The organism is Rudaea sp. (assembly GCF_047601565.1).
Lineage (GTDB): Bacteria > Pseudomonadota > Gammaproteobacteria > Xanthomonadales > Rhodanobacteraceae > Rudaea.
This window is the reverse complement of sequence record NZ_JASGIY010000001.1, coordinates 1,388,005-1,404,233: the sequence shown is the minus strand read 5'-3', so window position 1 is coordinate 1,404,233 and position 16,229 is coordinate 1,388,005. Positions and strand designations below refer to the sequence as shown.

Here is a 16,229-nt window from a genome sequence, read left to right as displayed (position 1 = left end):
CTGCTGTCGGCGCTGATGTTCATGGCCACGGCGATCTGTGGCGCGATGCCCTCGTTCGAGTGGAACCTCGCGATGTGCTTCCTCATGGGCGCCTCGGCCGGCGGCCTGCTGCCGATCGCGTTCGCGCTGATGGCCGAGGCGATTCCGGCCGCGCATCGCGGCTGGCTGCTCGTCGCGCTCGGCGGCGCGGCACCTCGGCGGGTTATCTCGCTGCTGCCGTCGCGGCGGCACTGCTGGAACCCGTTTTCAGCTGGCGCTCGCTGTGGCTGCTCAACCTGCCGACCGGCGCGATCATCCTGCTGCTCAACCGCCGGATTCCCGAATCGCCGCGCTTCCTCGCCAGCCAGGGCCTGGAGAACGAGGCACGCGCGGTGCTGCTCAAGTTTTCCGGTGCGCACACGGGCAGCGAAGTGCGCGCTGCGATCGAACGCAACGCCGACAGCGCGCCCGGTGCGCCGGAGATCGACGCGGGCGGTCTGCGCGCCCTGTTGCGCGGACGCCTCGCCGGCATCAACTGGGGCCTGATCGTCTGCGGCTTCGGCTGGGGACTGGCGAATTTCGGTTTCGTGCTCTGGCTGCCGGTCAATCTGGTCAAGCTCGCCATCGACGCGAATGCGACCAGCGCGCTGCTCGCCTGGTCGGCGGTTGGCGCTGCCCGGCATCGGCGCCGTCGTCTGGCTCTATCATCGCTGGAGCGCGATCGGGACGCTGGTGCTGTTCATCGCCCTCTCCGCCTTCTCGCTGCTCGCGTTCTGCGCGCTGGCCGCGTTCCAATGGCATTCGCCCGCAGCGGTGGACGACGGCGACCGTCGCGCTGCTGATCAGCACGAGCGGCGTGATCGCGATGCTGATTACGTATGCCGCGGAAATCTATCCCGTGCACTACCGCGGCACGGGAGCGGGCTTGATCGCAGCGAGCTCCAAGTTCGGCGGCATCGTCAGCGCCGGCCTCGGCGTCGCCGGCTTCTTCGAGCATTCATGCTTTCGGCCGTACTGATCGCGGTGCCGCTCGCGCTGTCGGGCGCGCTGCTGCTGCGCCTGGGCATCGAGACGCGCGGGCATCGGCTCGATGAGATCCAAGCCGCACTCGCGCGCGAAGGCGCACGGGCGCAAGCATCGGACCGACCGCCATGCGTCACGCCGCGGACGATTCAACCGAACGGGTCCATGCCGCTATGCCCACAGCGATCCGAGTTCGAGTGCGATGGCATCGAACGGCGCGACGCGCACGGCTTCCTGATCGGCGAAGCCGCCGAGCAATAGCCAGGTCGCGCCTTCGCGGCGATACGCTTCGAGCGTACGCAGGTCGGGATCGACGAACCAGAGGAATTCGACGCCGGTCTCGGCGTAGATCGGCATTTTTTGCACGCGATCGAGCCGCGCCGTGCTCGGCGAGAGAATTTCGCAAATCCAATCCGGCGCCAGTTCGAACCAGGCCACGTCGGGAAACTCCGGCATGCGCTCGCGCCGCCAGCCGGCCAAATCGGGCACCAGCACGTTGCCATCCAGATGCAGTTCGGGCTCGTCGATGATCCACCAGCCACCCGGACCGCCGCGTCCGCGTTGGAACGGCGGCAACAATTCACTGCCCAGCACCGAACTGGAAATCGCGTGTTTCGATGCCGGCCGCGGATGGCTGTAGAGCGCGCCATGCACGATCTCGCCTACGCGATCCATCGGCAGCGCAAGCAAATCTTCGTAAGTGGCGGTTTTTGACGCGGGAACGGACATGCGGACATGCTAACGCAGCGCGGCTTCCGGGCAAAATTGACGCCGTCCATCGGCCCATGACAGGCGACAAGGCCGAAGAACCGGACAGACGATATTGACCGCCGTGGGCGACATGCGGCGTAACGCTCGCCGCTACTGCCAGCAAGCATCGTTGCCGGCATTGTCCGGATTCGCCGATTTCGCGCCGCTGCTTTTCAAGACCAGCTGGCCGCACCATGTGTCCGGATCCTGCGGAGCCAGGGGCGTCGCAGTCATCGTGTAGCTCTGCGTGTGTCCACGCTGTAGCCGTTGGCGATCGCCACCGACCGCCGCCCAGATCACAATACTTCATGTCGCATCGAGGCATTTTTGCGTTCGCTTCGATCCGTTGCCTTTGAATTGAAATCCGCTTCTTGAACGGCCGGTGAGCAATCCGGCTCCCATGAGACAAATCGCCATGAAGAATAACCCGAACTCCGACAAGGGCGGGGCTGCAACCGTGGCTGACCCTTGATCCTGCGTCGAGGTTACTTGAATCGACCGGGTTGCCTGCGAGGCATTCGCGTAGTTCGCATTTCCCGATTGATTGGCGGTGACAATGCAAGTTCCTGCGGCCACTCCGGTGACCGTGCCGCCGCTGACCGAACAGATGGAAGGCGTCGCCGAGCCAAGGACGACAGGGTTGCCGGAAGCCCCGCCCGAAGCCGTCACGCTGGCTGTGCCTCCCACGGCGATGCTTGCCGGCACCGAGCCGAAAACGATCGTTTGTCCAGCTTGGTTCACGACGATGGTTTGCGTTACCTGCGGCGCTGCCGAGTAGTTGGCATTACCCGCCTGGTTCGCGGCAACGATGCAACTGCCAGCCGAAACGATGGACACCGAGCTGCCAGACACCGTGCAGACCGACGGCGTCTGCGACCCGAACGTAACAGCGAGGCCCGACGACGCAGTAGCGGAAACGGCGAACATCACGCCAGAGCCGTAGGTGATTGGCCCGGGGATTCGCACCGAAAGTGATTGTCTGCGCCGCAGGGCCCGAGGCCTGGGGTGCCAGCATCGCGCTGCCGGAAATGTTGCGCGTGGGAAGAGTGTCGCCGCTCGTATCGTCGACCCAGCAAACCTGGGTGTTGGCGTTGAACGCAGCAGCGGTGGTGAATGCGATCGTCGCCAATTGCCCACTGGTCGGCGTCGGCCAAGCGTCGCCTATGTCGACCCAATTCAGAGCGATATACGTGTCTGCGCCGGAACAATCGGCAAGCGTACCCGCTGTCGGCCCCGAGTTGGGTTGCGAAGAGCCTGGTGGACTTGAATAAGAACTTATCCGTAAATAATATTAATTGAAAGTCTGCACTTGCGAAACGCGATGGTAGCCGCAGCCAAATGATTGAGCGCCAGGAAACTACGGTGCAGCTTTTCGTAGCGCACGAGCAGTTTTCGGAAACGATTGAACCAACTGTGGCATACCTCCACCACCCAGCGACGCGCTTTCTTCCTCGGATCACGTCGCTTCGCTTCCGTTTCTTTCGCGCGATCAACCACGTGCGCAATGTAACCGTGCCGCTCCATCGTATCCAACGCCGTTTGTCCACGGTAGCCGGCGTCGGCGCACAGATGCGCGCTGCGTCGATGGTGCGGCAGCGTGCGCTTGAGCATTCGGGCCGCCAGCACCGTGTCGATTTCCTTCACGTCATGCACGTTCGCTCCGGTCACGACGATCGACAACGGGACGCCACGGCCGCCCACCAGCAGATGCCTCTTGCTGCCTTTTTTTCCGCGATCCGTCGGGTTTTTCCCGACGCACTCTTGTGCCAAAGGGGCTTTGAACATGGCCCCATCGACGCTCTGCCATCGCCAGGCAATCCCTTCGAGATCATCGTACTCGGCCAAGCCGGATCGCCACAGCGATTCGAATACCCCCGCCGCTTCCCATTCCAGGAACCGCCGATGGATCGCACTGGCGCTGCCGAAGCGTTCCTTGGGCAAGGCCTTCCATTGGCAGCCGGTACGCAAGACATACACAATGGCCTCGAAGATCAATCGTGCCGGTTTGGCTGGCCTGCCACCTCCGGGTTTACGCAAATACCTCTTGTCCGCAGGCCGTGCACGCACCGGGATCAAGGGTTCGACCCGAGCCCAGAAGTCATCGGTGACGACCCATGAATCCACTCGTTTTCGCGTCATGCATTCGCTCCGATATCGCCGATGGGCGATTCGAAACGACAGTATACATTATTTGCGGATAAGTTCTTATTCCCGCGCCACGCGGCGAGAAGCTGTTCGCGCCGCAACGCCGCCTTGACGAAGTCCGCCTCCTTGATGTGGCCGTAGCCGCGGATCTGTTCGGGGATCGAGGCGATTTCGACGGCGAGTTTCAAATTGTCGAGATCGAGCTTCGACAGCAGTTCGTCGACTGTCGCGAAGTAATCGACGATGAGCCGGCGCTCCGTCTTGCGCTCGGCGGTCTTGCCGAAGATGTCGAGCGCGCCGCCGCGCAGGCCCTTGAATTTTGCCAGCAGCTTGAACGCGCGGAACATCCACGGTCCGAACTCGCGCTTGATCAGATGGCCGTCGGCATCCTTTTTCGCGAACGTCGGTGGGGCGAGATTGAAATGGATCCTGTAGTCGCCTTCGAACGTCGCCTTGATCTGTTTCTCGAACTCGCCGCTGGTGTACAGGCGCGCGACTTCGTATTCGTCCTTGTAGGCCATCAGTTTGAACGCGTAGCGGGCGACGGCCTCGGTCAGCGCGGTTTGTCCCGGAACTTTTGTCTGTTCGGTGTTGCGCACTTTGTCGATGAGATTTTTATACTTTGTGGCGTAGGCGGCGTTCTGGTAGTCGGTGAGGAAGGCGGTGCGGCGGGTGATTTGTTGGTCGAGGTTGGGGCTGATTACTGCATCGGCTAGCGGTGAGGCTTTTCCCTCATCAGGCGCTGCCGCGCCAGCTTCTCCCGGGGGGAGAAGCGAAGCAGACGTCACTGCGGCTTGCCGGACTTGATTCATGTCGACCGCGGCGAGGCGGCCCCAGTGGAAGGCGCTTTTGTTCATTTCGATCGCGGCGCCGTTGAGTTCGATCGCGCGCATCAGCGCGGCTTCGGTGATCGGCACCCAGCCTTTTTGCCAGGCGTAGCCGAGCATGAACAGGTTGCTCGCGATCGAGTCGCCGAGCAGCCGGGTGGCGAGATCGGTTGCGTCGACGAGTTCGGGGCGATCGCCGTCGAGCGCGGTGCCGACCGCGTTGACGATCTGCAGCGCGGGGAACTGCAGGTCGGGCTTGGTCGTGAACGTGCCCGGCATCGCCTCGTAGGTGTTGAGCACGACGTGCGAGCGCTTGGCGCGGATCTTCGACAGCGCCCAGTAGTCGTTGACGACGACCATGTCGCACCCGAGCACGAGGTCCGCTTCGCCCGCGGCGATGCGCACGGCGTGGATGTCGGCCGGCGTCTTCGCGATGCGCAGGTGGCAGGTCACCGCGCCGCCCTTCTGCGCGAGGCCGGTCTGGTCGAGCACGGTCGCGCCTTTCGATTCGAGGTGCGCGGCCATGCCGATCAGCGCGCCGATCGTGACCACGCCGGTGCCGCCGATGCCGGTGACGAGGATGTTCCACGGCTGCGCCAGGTCGCTCGCGAACGCCGGCTGCGGCAAAGTGGAAAAATCCGCCTGGCCGGCGCCCGGCTTGCGCTTGCGCAAGCCGCCACCGCGTATCGTGACGAAGCTCGGGCAAAAGCCCTTCACGCAGGAAAAATCTTTATTGCAGTTCGACTGGTCGATCTCGCGCTTGCGGCCGTACTCGGTTTCCTTCGGCAGCACCGAGACGCAGAACGACTTCTCGCCGCAATCGCCGCAGCCTTCGCAGACCAGCGAGTTGATGAACACGCGCTTCTTCGGGTCCTCGAGCTTGCCGCGCTTGCGCCGGCGGCGCTTCTCGGTCGCGCAGGTCTGGTCGTAGATCAGCACCGACACGCCGGGCACCTCGCGCAGGCGCTTCTGCACGTCGTCGAGTTCGGCGCGGTCGACGAATTCCACGTCCTTCGGGAACAGCTCGCGCTTCGACCACTTCTCGATCTCGTCGCTCATCACGACGATCGTGTGCACGCCCTCGGCGCGCATCTGGTTGGCGATGTCGGGCACGCTGAGCTTGCCGTCCACCGGCTGGCCGCCGGTCATCGCGACCGCGTCGTTGTACAAAATCTTGTAGGTGATGTTGACCTTGGCCGCGATCGCCTGGCGCACCGCAAGCGAGCCGGAATGGAAATAGGTGCCGTCGCCGAGGTTCTGGAACACGTGCTGCGTCTCGGTGAACGGCGCCTGGCCGCACCAGGTCGCGCCTTCGCCGCCCATCTGCGTGAACGTGTCGGTGCGCCGGTCCATCCAGGTGACCATGTAGTGGCAGCCGATGCCGGCGAGGCCGCGCGAGCCTTCCGGCACCGCGGTCGAGGTGTTGTGCGGACAGCCCGAACAATAGTGCGCGGCGCGCGGGAAGTTCGCGCGCGGCAGCGTGAGTTCCTTCTCCTTCGCCTCGATCCAGGCGACGCGCGCCTTGATCGTGTCGTTCGAGAAAAAACGCGACAGGCGCTTGGCGATCACGAGCGCGATCATCGCGGGCGTCAGTTCCGAGGTGGACGGCAGGATCCAGTTGCCGTCCTCGTCGTACTTGCCGACGACCGAAGGCCGCGCCGGCCAGTTGTACATGTATTCCTTGATCTGCGATTCGAGGAAGGAGCGTTTTTCCTCGGCGACGATGATGTCCTCGAGGCCGTTCGCGAATTCGCGGATGCCGACCGGTTCGAGCGGCCAGGTCATGCCGACCTTGTAGACGCGGATGCCGACGTCGGCCGCCATCTTCTCGTCGATGCCGAGGTATTCGAGCGCCTGCAGCACGTCGAGATAGCTCTTGCCCGTGGTGACGATGCCGAGGCGCGCCTTGGGCGAGTCGACGACGATGCGGTCGATGCGGTTCGCGCGCGCGAACGCCTGGGATGCCTGCACGGCGTACTGGTGCAGACGCATTTCCTGGTTGAGCGGCGGATCGGGCCAGCGGATGTTGAGCCCGTCGGCCGGCATCACGAAGTCGGTCGGCACGACGATGTCGAGCTGGTGCGGATCGACGTTGACGCTGGCCGACGATTCGACCGTCTCGGCGATCGTCTTGAAGCCGACCCAGCGTCCGGTGAAGCGCGACATCGCCCAGCCCACGAGCCCCAAGTCGAGGATGTCCTGCACGCCGGCCGGGTTGAGGATCGGCATCATCGCGCTGACGAATTCGAGTTCCGAACCGTGCGGCAAGGTCGACGAGCGGCAGGCATGGTCGTCCGCCGCGAGCGCAAGCACGCCGCCGTGCTTCGACGTGCCCGCGGCGTTGCCGTGCTTGAACACATCGCCCGAGCGGTCGACGCCCGGACCCTTGCCGTACCACATCGCGAACACGCCGTCGACCTTCGCGCCGGGGAACAGGTTGGCCTGCTGCGTGCCCCAGACCATCGTCGCGCCGAGGTCTTCGTTGAGGCCGGGCTGGAATTCGATGTCGGATGCCTTGAGGTGCCTCGATGCCTTCCACAATTCCAGATCGAAACCGCCGAGCGGCGAGCCGCGATAACCGGAAATGAAACCGGCGGTGTGGAGGCCGGCGGCGCGGTCGCGCATCTGCTGCATCAGCGGCAGGCGCACCAGCGCCTGCACGCCGGAGAGATAGATGCGGCCCTGGGTGCGCGTGTACTTGTCCTCGAGCGTATAGCCGAGGTCGAGCTGAGTGGCTGGGACGGACATGTGGCCTTGCTCGCAGCGAGTCTTGAACGCGCAAGTTTAGCACCGCCCGCAAGCGCGGCCGGGCGGGCGCCGCCCCGCGCGGTTACTGCGTCTGCGTGATCAGCCCGGCGAGCGAATAGGGCGCCAGACGCTCGCCGCGGATCTGCGCCGGATAGTCCGAATCGGGCTCGAAGCGCACCGTCGCGGCGATCGTGCGCAGCTCGTCGGTGCAGGTCTTCGCCGTCTTCGCATCGACGCCGGTGATGCTGATCTCGAGTACGCCTCGACGCGCGAGGCGCAGGGCGTGGCAGTCGTGGACGCGGGTGCTCGAACCATCGGGTTGGCGCTCTTCGCTCCAGACCAACGTGGAGGCCTCGCGTACCGGCGCGACATCGTAGCCCAGCAGCGTGCCGCCGCTGCTTGCCAGCCGCGGCATGTTCGTCTTCGTGTGCACGAGGTCGAGGAGCGCCGTTGGATCCAGCGCTGCCGCATCGCCCGCGACGAGGCCGTCGTGGCGCCAGCGCAGGCGCACGATGCGCAGGTTCGCGTCGGTCACGGTCTTGTCCGCTGGCACGATCCAGCCGATCAGGTAGGGATCGCTTTCGCCGCGCAACGCGGTGTCCGCAAGACGCGCGTCGCTGCCGGTGAGCAGGTGCTGGCCGCGCGGAACGTCCAGGCTCATGCCGATCGCCTCGCGCACGAAGCGGCCGCGCTGGAAACCCAGCTTTTCCGCGAGCCGGCGCAGTTCCGCGGGCGTGGCGCGGCGCGGCGGAGAGTCGGCCTCGGCCGATGACCCGGGAGCCGCAACGGTGGCGGGGGGCGGCATCTGTGCGGCGGCGTGCACGCTCCACGCCAGCACGTTCGCGACGACGATCCGCGCGAACCGCGGCCAGCGAATGCCGCCATCCGGATCGTTCCGGCGTTTGCCCGGCATGCAGAACACGCAGCCGGAAACGAAGCAAACCAGATAAAGAACCATCAACCCCTGCAGCATCGAACGAACTTCCCCGACAAACGCACGCGACGAACGACCCACCCGATGCGGTCAAGTGTAGACGAATGCGCGGCGCAATGCCGTGCGGTCCGCTCAGTGCCGCTGTCGGTGCAGGTCCGGCAGGAACGCGGTCAACAGGCCGATCGCGGGCAGCCACGCGCAGAGCTGGTACACGTATTCGATGCCGTCGCGGTCGGCCAGCTTGCCGAGTACCGCCGCGGCGATGCCGCCCATGCCGAAGGCGAAGCCGAAGAACATGCCGGCGACCATGCCGACGTTGCCGGGCAACAGTTCCGTCGCGTAGACGAGGATCGCCGAGAACGCGCTCGACAGAATCAGGCCGATCACGACGGTGAGGATGCTGGTCCAGAACAGGTCCACGTGCGGCAGCAGCAGCGAGAACGGCAGCACGCCGAGGATCGACACCCAGATCACCCACTTGCGCCCGACCTTGTCGCCGATCGGGCCGCCGACGAGCGTGCCGAGCGCGACCGCGCCCAGGAAGTAGAACAAGTGGATTTGTGCGCTTTGTGTACTCACTCCGAACTTTTCGATCAGGTAGAACGTGTAGTAGTTCGACAGGCTGATCAGGTAGAAATACTTCGAAAAGATCAGCGCAAGCAGCACGCAGACGGCGACGACCACCCGGCGTTTCGGCAACGTGCTCGCCGACGCGGCGATCTTCGCCGCCTTCGGCTTCGCGCGCGGCGCGTACCACAGGCCGACGCGCGTCAGCAGCACGATGCCCGCGACAGCGAGAAGCCCTACCCAGGCCAGCGCGCCCTGCCCGTGCGGCAGGATCACGAATGCGGCGAGCAGCGGTCCCAGTGCCGAGCCCGCGTTGCCGCCGACCTGGAAGAACGACTGCGCGAAGCCGTGGCGCCCGCCCGAAGCAATGCGCGCGATGCGCGAGGATTCGGGGTGGAAGATCGACGAACCCGTGCCGACCAGCGCGGCGGCGAGCAGCAGCATCGGAAACGAGCCGGCCTGCGAAAGCAGCAGCAGGCCGCACAGCGTGAAGCCCATGCCGGCCGGCAGCGAATACGGCAGCGGCTTGCGATCGGTGTATGCGCCGACCAGCGGTTGCAACAGCGAAGCGGTGATCTGGTAGGTGAACGTGAGCAGGCCGATCTGGCCGAAGTCCAGCGCGTAGTTGCTTTTCAGGATCGGATAGATCGACGGCAGCAGTGACTGGATCAGGTCGTTGAGGAAATGCGAGGCGCTGACCGTGGCGAGCACGCCGAGCGCGGTGCCGGAAGCGGCCGGCGTTGCGGGTGGGGCGTCTTCGGAGATGACGGCGGAATTTGCACTCACGGTTTTTTGCCTGGGACTGCGAATTTGAGACATGCAGGATAGAATCGCACGAATTCGCCCGCTGCCGCAGGCAGGTCATTGATCTACTGGGTTGGGCCAATGCGTTTTTTGCTCGTCATCCCGGCGAAAGCCGGGATGACGAGCGTAGGAAACCCATGCGCAACGCCAACGTCGACGACTACGAATCCGTGCCGCGGCCGATCATCTCGGTCGGCAACGACTACGCCCCCGGCGTCGCGCGCGGCTCGCACCAGCATCGGCGCAACCAGTTGCTCTACGGCGCGACCGGGCTGATGATCGTGACCGCGCCGCAGGGCCGCTGGGTGGTACCGCCGCAGCGCGCGCTGTGGATTCCGGCCGGGGTCTACCACGACGTCTACGCGGTCGGCCCGGTCACCACGCGCAGCATCTTCCTCGAACCGGCGGTCAGCCGGAAATTGCCGGTCGAATGCCGGGTGCTCGGCATCACGCCGCTCGCGCGCGCGCTGCTGCTCGAAGCGGTGGACCTGCCGGCGAAGTACGACGTGCACGCGCGCGCCGGCCTGATCATGCGCCTCTTGATCGCCGAGATCGAAACCCTGCCGACGCTGCCGCTCAACATCGGCCTGCCGACCTCGCCGAGGCTGGCCGCGCGCTGCCGCGCGTTTCTCGACAAGCCCACGCCGCACGAAACCATCGACGACTGGAGCGCGGCGCTGAACCTGAGCCGGCGCTCGTTCACGCGCCTGTTCCGCGAGCAGACCGGCACGAGCTTCGCGGCCTGGTGCCGGCAGGCGTGCGTGATCGCGGCGCTGCCGAGGCTCGCGGCCGGCGAGTCGGTGACCGCGATCGCGCTCGACTTCGGCTACGCCAATCCGTCCGCGTTCACGCAGATGTTCCGCGCCCAGACCGGCCTGGCGCCGAGCGCGTATGCGGGGGCCACCGCCGCGGTCTGAAGAACCGGCTTCAATGCTGCGGGATGTTGCCCAGTTTCGCCGCGCTGTCCACGTCCGCCGGACGCGCGATCAGGCCGCCGAGCGGGCTCAGCGTCACGGCGTAGCGCGCGCCGTCGACCATCGGCAGGTATGCGCTGCTGCCGTATTCGACGTCGATCCAGGGCAGGCGCCGGGAAAAGCGCTGCTGGATGCGCCACAGGTCGAACGGCGAATCGCTGCCGAGATCGAGCACGCTCGGCGGCAGCGCTTGCGCCTGCGCCGCGTCGCGATAGCGTCCGGTCAGACGATCGACGTGGAACAACGGCGGCGCGTGCAGCATGACGGCCGCGGTCGTCCACTTGACCACGTGCACGTCGAGTTGCCAGTCGTCGCCGCGCAGCGTGGCCGTTCGGCGCCAGCCATCGGGAAATTCGACGCCGACCTCGAACTGCTGCGGTGCCGTCTGCCGCGCGCGAATCCATGCCACGAGGGTTTCCTGCGTCAGCAGCCGATAGCCGCGCAGGACCACGCTCGTACCGCCGGCGGCCAGGGCGAGCAGGGCGAACAGAAGCAGCCAGAGACCGCGGTAAAAAAAGGCGAACGGTTTGCGTGCCTGCGCGTGGCGCAGGCACGCGCGCAGTTGCGCGAGGGCGAGCGCCAGCGCGAAAAGGCCGGCGACGAGCAGCGTGGCCGGAAGAAAATCGTCGCCAAGGAGCGCCAGAATGCGGTTGGCCATGCGCTGCGGAGGAAATGCCGGGTCGAAAAGCCACTCTACCGGAGAACGCGACCGTCCGGCGGGTTTTGCACGCTATACTCCGCGCAGCGCAACAAACAGCGACGTTTCCATGCCCTGCTTCCGCCGACCGATGTTCCTGACGGCGCTTCTGCTGCCCGTGCTGCTGTGCGCCTGCGGCAACAAGGGCCCGCTCGTGCTGCCGGACAAGCCGGCCGCGCAGCGGGACAAGGACGAAAAAGCCCCACCCGCAAGCGGCGCGCAACCGGCGCAGAAGACGGCGACGGACGGCGCGGCGACCCAGCGCTGAAATGCGGCGCCGGCGATGAGTCTGCATTTCACCAAGATGCACGGCATCGGCAACGACTTCGTCGTGCTCGATTGCCGCACGCAGCCGTTCGCGCGCGATCCGGCGCGGATCGCGCGCATCGCCGATCGCCACACGGGCGTCGGCTTCGACCAGTTGCTGACGATCGAGCCCGCGCGCGATCCGTCCTGCCTGTTTTACTACGGCATCTACAACGCCGACGGCTCGAGCAGCGGGCAGTGCGGCAACGGCGTGCGCTGCGTCGCCGCGTGGCTGCGTCGCGCGGGCGTGCTCGGCGCGGGCGCGACGCGGCTGGAAAGTCCCTCGGGGCCGGTCGCGGTGGAACTGCTCGAAGACGGCCGCGTGCGCGTCGACATGGGCGAGCCGCGCTTCGCGCCCGACGAGGTTCCGCTGGCGTTGCCGGCCGCCGATCCCTACGTTCTGGCGACCGAAGGCGGGCGGATCGAATTCGGCGCCGTGTCGATGGGCAACCCGCACGCCGTGGTCGAGGTCGCCGACGTCGCCGCCGCGCCGCTGGCGCGGATCGGTGCGGCATTGTCCACAAGTGCGCATTTTCCACAAAGCTGCAACGTCGGCGTGGCGCAGGTCGTCGATCGCGCGCACGTGCGCCTGCGCGTGCGCGAGCGCGGCGTCGGCGAGACGCTGGCCTGCGGCACCGGCGCCTGCGCCGCGGTCGCCGTGCTGCGGCGGCGTGCGCGCGTCGACGCCGCGGTCGCGGCCGACCTGCCGGGCGGAAGGCTCGACATCCGCTGGGACGGCCCGGGCCACACGCTGTGGATGAGCGGCCCCGCCGCATTCGTCTATGAGGGAGACTGGAATGAATGACACCCCGATCAAGGACTCGGTCACGCCGGCCGAGGTGGCGAGCTACCTGCGCCGCCATCCGGCCTTCCTGCACGACTATCCCGATCTCGCGCTGACGCTGCTGCCGCCGCGCGAGGAAGGCAAGACGACGTCGCTCGCGAGCTACCAGCTCGACGTGCTGCGCGACAAGAACCGCGAACTCGGCCGGCGCCTGACCGAGCTGGTCAACATCGCCAACGAGAACGAGCAGCTCGTGCGGCGCGTGCACGCGCTCAACCTCTCGCTGATGCGCGAGGCGACGCTGGCCGGCAGCGTGCGCCGCGTCGTCGCCGGCTTGCGCGAGGATTTCTCGACCGAGTTCGTGCGCCTGGCGCTGCTGCGCGCCGATCCGGAACTGCCGGCCGCGGACTGGCTGATCGTGCAGCCGCAGGGCGCGTCGGCGCTGCCCGAGTTCGCCGAGTTCCTCGCCGGCGGTGAAGCGTTGTGCGGACGCTTGCAGCCGGAGAAGCTGGACTTTCTGTTCGGCCAGCACGCGCACGAAGTGCGCTCGTCCGCGCTGCTCGCGCTCGGCGCGCGCGAGGCGCCGCTCGGCCTGCTCGCGATCGGCAGCGTGGACGCGAACCGCTTCCATCCGGGCATGGGCACGACGTTCCTCACGCTGATCGCGGAAACCGTGGCGGCCGCGATCGCGAGATTTCCGGCACGTCGATGAGCGGGACTTTGGCCGCGACGGTCGAGCGGTTCCTCGACTATCTCAAGGTCGAGAGGAACTACTCGCCGCAGACGTTGATCCGCTATCGCCATGACCTGACGCGGCTCGTCGAATACGCGAACGCGCGCGATATCGCCGAGTGGTCCGCGCTGCGCAGCGATGCCGTGCGCAGCTTCATCGCCGGCGAGCATCGCGCCGGCATCGCGCCGAAGACGTTGCAGGCGCGCCTTTCCGCCTGCCGCAGCCTGTTCAAGTTCCTGCTGCGTTCGGGCGAACTCAAACACGATCCCGCCGCCGGCGTTCGTGCGCCGAAGGCGCCGCGCAAACTGCCGCAAGTGCTCGACGTCGACCAGATGCAGAAGCTCGTCGAGATTCCCACCGACGGCGCCGCGGCCACGCGCGACCGCGCGATTCTCGAGCTGCTCTATTCGAGCGGACTGCGCATTTCCGAATTGACCGGCCTGAAATGGCGCGACCTCGACCTCGCCGACGCGAGCGTGCGCGTCACCGGCAAGGGCCGCAAGACGCGCGTCGTGCCGGTCGGTTCGAAGGCGCTCGACGCCCTGCGCGCGCTGCGCAACCTCGAACGGGTGACGAGCGAGGACGAGCCCGTGTTCCGCGGCCGCAACGGCGCGCCGATCGCGGCGGCGAGCGTGCGTGCGCGCATGCAGGCATGGGCGTGCGCGCAGGGCATCGAACGCCGCGTCTACCCGCACCTGTTGCGCCACTCGTTCGCCAGCCACCTGCTCGAATCCTCGGGCGACCTGCGCGCCGTGCAGGAACTGCTCGGCCATGCCGACATCGCCACGACGCAGATCTACACGCACCTCGATTTCCAGCATCTGGCGCGCGTCTACGACGCCGCACATCCGCGTGCGCGGCGGCGCGCGAAGGCGCAGTGAGCGCCGGAAATCAAAGCCGGTGCCGCGCCAATGCGGCCTCGGCCGCGACGATCATGTCGCGCGTGCCCGCCGACGCGGCGATGTGCACGCGGGCGAATCCCGCCGCGCGCGCGGCGTGAGCGAGGCGCGGGCTGCTCGCGACGCACTCGCCTTCGACGAGCCGTGCGAACAGTCGCGGCGGCAGGCCGCGTTCGAGACGGGAAAGCACGTCGGCGCTCGACAGCAGCGTCAGCAGCGGCGGTGCCGCATTTTCGAGCGCGGCGAAGTGGCGACGGTCCCAGCGCGGCGCCGCGCGCCGGTATACATGGATACTTTGCAGCATCGCTCCGCGCGCGCGCAGCGCGGCCGGCAACAGCTCGCGGCCGCCCGGCGCGCCGATCAGCGCGACGCGGCGGCGGCGCAGGTCCGCGAGCGCGGGCAGCGCGAGCAGGCCTTCGCTGTCCTGCCGCTGCGCCGGCGCGATCGCGTTGCGCACGCCGTGCCGCGCCAGGGCGCGCGCGGTCGCATGGCCGACCGCGCAGACCTGCGTGGCGCGCGCGAAGCGCAGAGCGGGCAGCAGCGCGAACGCATGGCGCACGGCATTGGGGCTGACGAAGATCGCGAGGTCCGCATCGCGCGCCGTGCGCAGCGCGCCGCGCGCCGCGGCGGCGTCTTCGATCGCGCGGATGCCGACGCCCGGCAGCCCGAGCGGCGCGCCGCCGCGCGCGGCGATGCGCCGCTTGAGCGCGCCGGCCGACGCCGCCGGCCGCGTGACGACCACCGCGGCGCCGGCCAACGAAAGACGGTTCCTGTTCGACATGCCGCATACTTTAACCCGCATTTCTCACAGTCCTCCGTCGCGAGGGCGCCGAGACGCCGCCCTGACGCGCGATGCGCACTGAAGACGGACGAAGGCGTACTCGACAGTACGTCGAGTCCGGCTGAGGGAGCAGCGCGCGTCAGGACGGATGGATCGGCGGCCGCAGCAGGAGGGCTGTGAGAAATGCGGGTTGACCCGCGCTTGATCGCGGCAGTCGGGCTGCGCACACTACGCGCCTCGTTCCATGATGTCCGCGATGAAACCCGCACTCGACCCCGCTTTCGCGCACGCGCGGCTCGATTCGCTGCTCGACGCGATCCCGCTGACGCGCGCGATGCAGATCGCGCTGCGCGGCTACGACGGCGACACGCTGACGCTGGCCGCGCCGCTGGCGCCGAACGTCAACGACAAGGGCTGCGCATTCGGCGGCAGCCTCGCCGGCCTGGCCACGCTCGCCGGCTGGGGACTGGTCGCGCTGAAACTCGCCTCGCGGAACATCGCCTGCGACATCTACGTGCAGGATTCGACGATCCGCTATCTCGCCCCAGTGTGGGGCGAACTGTCCGCGCTGGCGCGCCTGGCCGAGGGCGAATCGTGGGACGCGTTCCTCGCCGCGCTGGCGGAACGCGGCCGCGCGCGCCTGCGCGTGGACTGCCGCGTGCCGCTCGCCGACGGCAAGGACGCCTGCACGCTCGACTCGCGCTTCGTGGCGATCCGCGGCGCGAAATGAGTCTGCCGCCGCGGCCCGCGCCCGCGTATACAATGGCCGCCGACGCTTCCGGAATCCCGCCCATGCCGCGCCTCGCCGCCCTGCTGATTTCGCTGAGTCTCCTCGCCGGCTGCGCCACGCCGAACACGAAGGGCGACGCGCTCGACGCGACCCTGGAAAGCTATGCGGCGACGATCCGCTGGGGCAATCCGGAAGATGCGGTCGCCTTCGTCGATCCGGAAACGCTCAGGCAGCATCCGCTGACGGATCTGGACCGGCAGCGCTTCCGGCAGGTGCGCATCAGCGGCTACACCGCGCAACCGCCGCGCTCGCTCGGCGACGACGAGGTCGCGCTGGTGGCCGAGATCGTGGTGACCAACAACAACACGCAGTCCGTGCGCAGCGTGCTCGACCGCCAACGCTGGCGCTACGACGGCAAGAACAAGCGCTGGTGGTTGGTCACCGGCCTGCCCGACCTCACCCAGCGCTGAATCGCCCCGGCTTTGCGTGCGGGCGCGCTCTGGCGGATAATCCGCGCCCGCTCGCATCCGCCGGCGCAGGCCGCGCCC

18 protein-coding genes are annotated in these 16,229 nt (G+C 67.2%); 9 read left to right on the top strand and 9 right to left on the bottom strand.

The window, feature by feature from the left end:
* Window positions 1-15 precede the first annotated feature (15 nt).
* Together QM741_RS06035 and QM741_RS06030 are read left to right on the top strand one after the other, a co-directional pair.
* On the top strand, window positions 16-525 hold the full coding sequence (locus tag QM741_RS06035) for a hypothetical protein (protein ID WP_415206822.1): 510 nt from the start codon (window positions 16-18) through the stop codon (window positions 523-525).
* A 120-nt stretch (window positions 526-645) separates the two neighbouring features.
* The gene (locus QM741_RS06030; protein ID WP_415206821.1) at window positions 646-1,263 is read left to right on the top strand and encodes a hypothetical protein; all 618 of its coding nucleotides are present in this window, start codon (window positions 646-648) and stop codon (window positions 1,261-1,263) included.
* Here QM741_RS06030 and QM741_RS06025 read toward each other — a convergent pair.
* From QM741_RS06025 to QM741_RS05995, 7 genes are all read right to left on the bottom strand, one after another.
* Window positions 1,174-1,731 (bottom strand): Uma2 family endonuclease, encoded by a 558-nt coding sequence (locus QM741_RS06025; protein ID WP_415206820.1) that lies wholly within the window; start codon window positions 1,729-1,731, stop codon window positions 1,174-1,176. The two genes, QM741_RS06030 and QM741_RS06025, sit on opposite strands and share 90 nt — an antisense overlap.
* A gap of 132 nt (window positions 1,732-1,863) precedes the next feature.
* Window positions 1,864-1,986, bottom strand: a complete 123-nt coding sequence (locus QM741_RS06020; protein WP_415206819.1) for a hypothetical protein — start codon at window positions 1,984-1,986, stop codon at window positions 1,864-1,866.
* A 72-nt stretch (window positions 1,987-2,058) separates the two neighbouring features.
* Window positions 2,059-2,679 (bottom strand): hypothetical protein, encoded by a 621-nt coding sequence (locus QM741_RS06015; protein ID WP_415206818.1) that lies wholly within the window; start codon window positions 2,677-2,679, stop codon window positions 2,059-2,061.
* 348 nt (window positions 2,680-3,027) lie between these two features.
* Window positions 3,028-3,891: an IS5 family transposase gene (locus tag QM741_RS06010; protein ID WP_415206817.1), complete on the bottom strand. Its 864-nt coding sequence runs from the start codon at window positions 3,889-3,891 to the stop codon at window positions 3,028-3,030.
* On the bottom strand, window positions 3,888-7,472 hold the full coding sequence (locus tag QM741_RS06005) for an indolepyruvate ferredoxin oxidoreductase family protein (protein ID WP_415206816.1): 3,585 nt from the start codon (window positions 7,470-7,472) through the stop codon (window positions 3,888-3,890). The genes QM741_RS06010 and QM741_RS06005 overlap by 4 nt, the downstream gene beginning before the upstream one ends.
* Window positions 7,473-7,554: 82 nt before the next feature.
* Entirely contained in the window at window positions 7,555-8,385 is an 831-nt protein-coding gene (locus QM741_RS06000; protein ID WP_415206815.1) for a DUF2167 domain-containing protein, read from the bottom strand.
* A 153-nt stretch (window positions 8,386-8,538) separates the two neighbouring features.
* Complete coding sequence (locus QM741_RS05995; RefSeq protein ID WP_415206814.1) at window positions 8,539-9,759, bottom strand: MFS transporter; 1,221 nt, start codon at window positions 9,757-9,759, stop codon at window positions 8,539-8,541.
* A 155-nt stretch (window positions 9,760-9,914) separates the two neighbouring features.
* Between QM741_RS05995 and QM741_RS05990 the strand changes: the two genes are divergently transcribed.
* Complete coding sequence (locus QM741_RS05990) at window positions 9,915-10,694, top strand: AraC family transcriptional regulator (protein WP_415206813.1); 780 nt, start codon at window positions 9,915-9,917, stop codon at window positions 10,692-10,694.
* A gap of 10 nt (window positions 10,695-10,704) precedes the next feature.
* Here QM741_RS05990 and QM741_RS05985 read toward each other — a convergent pair whose 3' ends face one another.
* Window positions 10,705-11,409, bottom strand: a complete 705-nt coding sequence (locus QM741_RS05985) for a hypothetical protein (RefSeq protein WP_415206812.1) — start codon at window positions 11,407-11,409, stop codon at window positions 10,705-10,707.
* Between QM741_RS05985 and lptM the strand changes: the two genes are divergently transcribed.
* Genes lptM through xerC form a run of 4 tightly spaced genes read left to right on the top strand, consistent with a single transcriptional unit; the run spans window position 11,396 to window position 14,152 of the window.
* Window positions 11,396-11,716, top strand: a complete 321-nt coding sequence (gene lptM / locus QM741_RS05980) for an LPS translocon maturation chaperone LptM (protein WP_415206811.1) — start codon at window positions 11,396-11,398, stop codon at window positions 11,714-11,716. The genes QM741_RS05985 and lptM overlap by 14 nt on opposite strands.
* Before the next feature lie 15 nt (window positions 11,717-11,731).
* Window positions 11,732-12,559: a diaminopimelate epimerase gene (gene dapF / locus QM741_RS05975; protein WP_415206810.1), complete on the top strand. Its 828-nt coding sequence runs from the start codon at window positions 11,732-11,734 to the stop codon at window positions 12,557-12,559.
* Window positions 12,552-13,250 carry a DUF484 family protein gene (locus tag QM741_RS05970; RefSeq protein WP_415206809.1) on the top strand — a complete coding sequence of 233 codons (699 nt, stop codon included), beginning with the start codon at window positions 12,552-12,554 and terminating at the stop codon, window positions 13,248-13,250. Before dapF ends, QM741_RS05970 begins: the two co-directional genes overlap by 8 nt.
* Window positions 13,247-14,152: a tyrosine recombinase XerC gene (gene xerC, locus QM741_RS05965; protein ID WP_415206808.1), complete on the top strand. Its 906-nt coding sequence runs from the start codon at window positions 13,247-13,249 to the stop codon at window positions 14,150-14,152. Before QM741_RS05970 ends, xerC begins: the two co-directional genes overlap by 4 nt.
* A gap of 10 nt (window positions 14,153-14,162) precedes the next feature.
* Here xerC and QM741_RS05960 read toward each other — a convergent pair whose 3' ends face one another.
* The gene (locus QM741_RS05960; RefSeq protein WP_415206807.1) at window positions 14,163-14,951 is read right to left on the bottom strand and encodes a uroporphyrinogen-III synthase; all 789 of its coding nucleotides are present in this window, start codon (window positions 14,949-14,951) and stop codon (window positions 14,163-14,165) included.
* Window positions 14,952-15,207: 256 nt separating this feature from the next.
* Between QM741_RS05960 and QM741_RS05955 the strand changes: the two genes are divergently transcribed.
* Together QM741_RS05955 and QM741_RS05950 are read left to right on the top strand one after the other, a co-directional pair.
* On the top strand, window positions 15,208-15,681 hold the full coding sequence (locus QM741_RS05955; protein WP_415206806.1) for a YiiD C-terminal domain-containing protein: 474 nt from the start codon (window positions 15,208-15,210) through the stop codon (window positions 15,679-15,681).
* Between the two features lie 62 nt (window positions 15,682-15,743).
* Entirely contained in the window at window positions 15,744-16,151 is a 408-nt protein-coding gene (locus tag QM741_RS05950) for a hypothetical protein (protein WP_415206805.1), read from the top strand.
* The last annotated feature ends 78 nt before the right edge of the window (window positions 16,152-16,229 follow it).

Bases quoted from the DNA above. Each gene is read 5' to 3' on its own strand.
- QM741_RS06035 (WP_415206822.1), top strand. From the start codon at position 16: ATGTTCATGGCCACGGCGATCTGTGGCGCGATGCCCTCGTTCGAGTGG.
- QM741_RS06000 (WP_415206815.1), bottom strand. From the start codon at position 8,385: ATGCCGGGCAAACGCCGGAACGATCCGGATGGCGGCATTCGCTGGCCG.
- QM741_RS05960 (WP_415206807.1), bottom strand. From the start codon at position 14,951: ATGTCGAACAGGAACCGTCTTTCGTTGGCCGGCGCCGCGGTGGTCGTC.
- QM741_RS05990 (WP_415206813.1), top strand. From the start codon at position 9,915: ATGCGCAACGCCAACGTCGACGACTACGAATCCGTGCCGCGGCCGATC.
- QM741_RS05985 (WP_415206812.1), bottom strand. From the start codon at position 11,409: ATGGCCAACCGCATTCTGGCGCTCCTTGGCGACGATTTTCTTCCGGCC.
- QM741_RS05955 (WP_415206806.1), top strand. From the start codon at position 15,208: ATGAAACCCGCACTCGACCCCGCTTTCGCGCACGCGCGGCTCGATTCG.
- QM741_RS06010 (WP_415206817.1), bottom strand. From the start codon at position 3,891: ATGACGCGAAAACGAGTGGATTCATGGGTCGTCACCGATGACTTCTGG.
- QM741_RS05970 (WP_415206809.1), top strand. From the start codon at position 12,552: ATGAATGACACCCCGATCAAGGACTCGGTCACGCCGGCCGAGGTGGCG.
- lptM (WP_415206811.1), top strand. From the start codon at position 11,396: ATGCGGTTGGCCATGCGCTGCGGAGGAAATGCCGGGTCGAAAAGCCAC.
- QM741_RS06015 (WP_415206818.1), bottom strand. From the start codon at position 2,679: ATGTTCGCCGTTTCCGCTACTGCGTCGTCGGGCCTCGCTGTTACGTTC.
- QM741_RS06005 (WP_415206816.1), bottom strand. From the start codon at position 7,472: ATGTCCGTCCCAGCCACTCAGCTCGACCTCGGCTATACGCTCGAGGAC.
- QM741_RS05950 (WP_415206805.1), top strand. From the start codon at position 15,744: ATGCCGCGCCTCGCCGCCCTGCTGATTTCGCTGAGTCTCCTCGCCGGC.
- QM741_RS06020 (WP_415206819.1), bottom strand. From the start codon at position 1,986: ATGACTGCGACGCCCCTGGCTCCGCAGGATCCGGACACATGGTGCGGC.
- dapF (WP_415206810.1), top strand. From the start codon at position 11,732: ATGAGTCTGCATTTCACCAAGATGCACGGCATCGGCAACGACTTCGTC.
- xerC (WP_415206808.1), top strand. From the start codon at position 13,247: ATGAGCGGGACTTTGGCCGCGACGGTCGAGCGGTTCCTCGACTATCTC.
- QM741_RS06025 (WP_415206820.1), bottom strand. From the start codon at position 1,731: ATGTCCGTTCCCGCGTCAAAAACCGCCACTTACGAAGATTTGCTTGCG.